The organism is Aeromicrobium sp. Leaf272, from assembly GCF_001422865.1.
Taxonomy (GTDB): domain Bacteria; phylum Actinomycetota; class Actinomycetes; order Propionibacteriales; family Nocardioidaceae; genus Aeromicrobium.
Genome location: NZ_LMMY01000013.1, coordinates 517,209 through 519,654, shown reverse-complemented (window position 1 = coordinate 519,654; position 2,446 = coordinate 517,209). Strand labels below are relative to the sequence as shown.

The window sequence follows — 2,446 nt, the reverse complement described above, 5'->3', positions numbered from 1 at the left end:
CCCCTGCCCCGACGTCGGCCGAGGAGACTGCCCCCTACGGCAGCGCGAGCACCTCCGCGCCCGACTCCCCCGGCTCGAGCCCCGCCACACCCGTGGCAGCCGGCCCGACGACCGACCCCGCGATCCGCCGCGTGCGGACGCACCACCTGCAGCAGTGGAAGGAGCAGGGCCACAAGTGGGTCATGCTCACGACCTACGACCAGTACACCGCCGCCACGTTCGACGAGGCCGGCATCCCGGTGCTGTTCATCGGCGACTCCGCGGCCAACAACGTGTTCGGGTACGAGTCCTCCCTGCCGGTCACGGTCGACGAGCTGCTCCCGCTCGTGAAGGCCGTCACCCGCACCGCCCGGCGTGCCCTCGTGGTCGCCGACCTGCCGTTCGGGTCCTACCAGCGCTCGCCTGAGCAGGCGTACGACACGGCGGTGCGGTTCATGAAGGAGGGCCAGGCCCACGTGGTGAAGCTCGAGGGCGGGGCCGAGATGGCTCCGCAGATCGAGCTGCTCACCAAGGGCGCGATCCCCGTCATGGCGCACATCGGCTTCACCCCTCAGTCCGAGCACGCGCTCGGTGGCTACCGGGTGCAGGGCCGTGGCGACGCCTCGGCGAAGCTGATGGAGGACGCCCTCGCCGTGCAGGAGGCCGGTGCCTCGTCCGTCGTCATGGAGATGGTGCCCGCCCCCATCGCGGCCGAGATCACCCGCACGCTGCACATCCCCACGATCGGCATCGGGGCCGGAGCCGACTGCGATGCCCAGGTGCTCGTCTGGCAGGACATGCTGGGCCTGCGCACGGGCAGGGCGCCGCGCTTCGTGAAGCGCTACGCCGACCTGCACTCGGTGATCCTGGGCGCCGCCCAGGAGTTCGCAGCCGACGTCGCGGGCGGCACGTTCCCCGGGCCGGAGCACACCTTCGACTCCTGACCGCGAGCCCGGCCGACGTGGCCCGGCTCAGGTGCGCCAGTCGAACAGCGAGACGCCGACGGCGTTGACGGCGAACCAGGCCGCCAGGGCGTAGAGCGGCACCCAGGTGGCGCGGGCCGGCTGGGTCGCGATCGTGCGACGCAGCACCGGCACGAAGCACGCCAGCACGACGAGGTGCAGCAGCACGCCCCACCACGGCGCGTAGAGCACGGTGGAGATCACCAGCCACAGCATCACCACCAGCCCGGTGACGCCGATCCACGGACCCGAGCGGTCGAGCTGCAGGTTCGTGCGGCTCACGCGTCGGCGGAGGGCTTGTCGTCGTTCCAGTCGGGGTCGTTGTCCCACGACTCGTTGCGCTCCTGGACCTTGTCGAGGGCACGCGCAGCGTCAGCCTCGGTCGGGTAGGGGCCCAGGCGGTCGGCGGCCTTGCAGCCGTCCTCACCCTCGACGGTGTGGTGCTTGAGACAGAAGAAGAATGCGGGGGCCTCGGCGCTCATGGACCCATCCTGCCCCACCCTCGGTGTGGATGCCCCGCGCGATCGTCGGAGGCGGAGCGGCCTCGTAGCATCGGGACGTGTCTCCCCTCGTCGCCGGCCGCGTCTCCCCCGTCCGCCACGTCCCGTCGCGCATCGACCGGCCCGAGTACGTCGGCCAGCCCGCTCCCCTGCCCTACCGCGGGTCTTCGGTGCGCGATGCCGACACGATCGCGCGCATGCGGGTCGCCGGCAGGATCGCAGCGCAGGCGCTCGACGCGGTGGAGGCGGCGATCGCACCGGGCGTGACCACCGACGAGCTCGACCGGGTGGGCCACGACTTCCTCGTCGCCCACGACGCCTACCCGTCGACGCTGGGCTACCGCGGCTACCCGAAGTCGCTGTGCAGCAGCGTGAACGAGGTGATCTGCCACGGCATCCCCGACGACCGTCCCCTCGAGGACGGCGACATCGTCAACATCGACATCACCGCCTACGTGGACGGCGTCCACGGCGACACGAACAAGACCTACCTCGTCGGCGACGTCGACGAGGAGTCGCGCCTGCTCGTGGAGCGCACCCGTGAGGCCACCCACCGCGCGATCCGCGCGGTCAAGCCGGGTCGTCAGATCAACGTGATCGGTCGGGTCATCGAGGCCTACGCCGCGCGCTTCGGCTACGGCGTCGTCCGTGACTTCACCGGCCACGGCGTGGGCCCGGCGTTCCACGACGGGCTGATCGTGCCGCACTACGACGAGCCGTCGGCCGACACGATCATCGAGGTCGGCATGACCTTCACCATCGAGCCGATGCTGACGCTCGGCTCGATCGAGTGGGACCTGTGGGACGACGGCTGGACCGCCACCACCCAGGACCACTCCCGCACCGCCCAGTTCGAGCACACCCTGCTGGTGACGCCCGAGGGTGCGGAGATCCTCACCCTCCCCTGACCTGTCCTCCGGACGCACACGTTCGAGAGCCGTGGAGCCTGCCCGCGTGGCACACGGTCGAGGCGTGCTGAAGTCGCCGGACACCTGAGCAAGCGTC

Annotated in this window: 4 protein-coding genes; 2 read left to right on the top strand and 2 right to left on the bottom strand. The window is 71.1% G+C overall.

Annotation, left to right across the window (positions count from 1 at the left end):
* A partial coding sequence (gene panB, locus ASF38_RS11750) for a 3-methyl-2-oxobutanoate hydroxymethyltransferase (RefSeq protein ID WP_369815199.1) occupies positions 1–923 on the top strand: 923 nt, incomplete at its 5' end.
* A 27-nt stretch (positions 924–950) separates the two neighbouring features.
* Here the strand turns inward: panB and ASF38_RS11745 are convergent.
* Together ASF38_RS11745 and ASF38_RS11740 are read right to left on the bottom strand one after the other, a co-directional pair.
* Entirely contained in the window at positions 951–1,223 is a 273-nt protein-coding gene (locus ASF38_RS11745) for a hypothetical protein (RefSeq protein ID WP_055965554.1), read from the bottom strand.
* Positions 1,220–1,423, bottom strand: a complete 204-nt coding sequence (locus tag ASF38_RS11740; RefSeq protein ID WP_055965552.1) for a hypothetical protein — start codon at positions 1,421–1,423, stop codon at positions 1,220–1,222. Before ASF38_RS11740 ends, ASF38_RS11745 begins: the two co-directional genes overlap by 4 nt.
* Before the next feature lie 77 nt (positions 1,424–1,500).
* Here ASF38_RS11740 and map point away from each other — a divergent pair, with 77 nt between their 5' ends.
* Complete coding sequence (map, locus tag ASF38_RS11735; RefSeq protein ID WP_055965550.1) at positions 1,501–2,349, top strand: type I methionyl aminopeptidase; 849 nt, start codon at positions 1,501–1,503, stop codon at positions 2,347–2,349.
* Positions 2,350–2,446 lie beyond the last annotated feature (97 nt).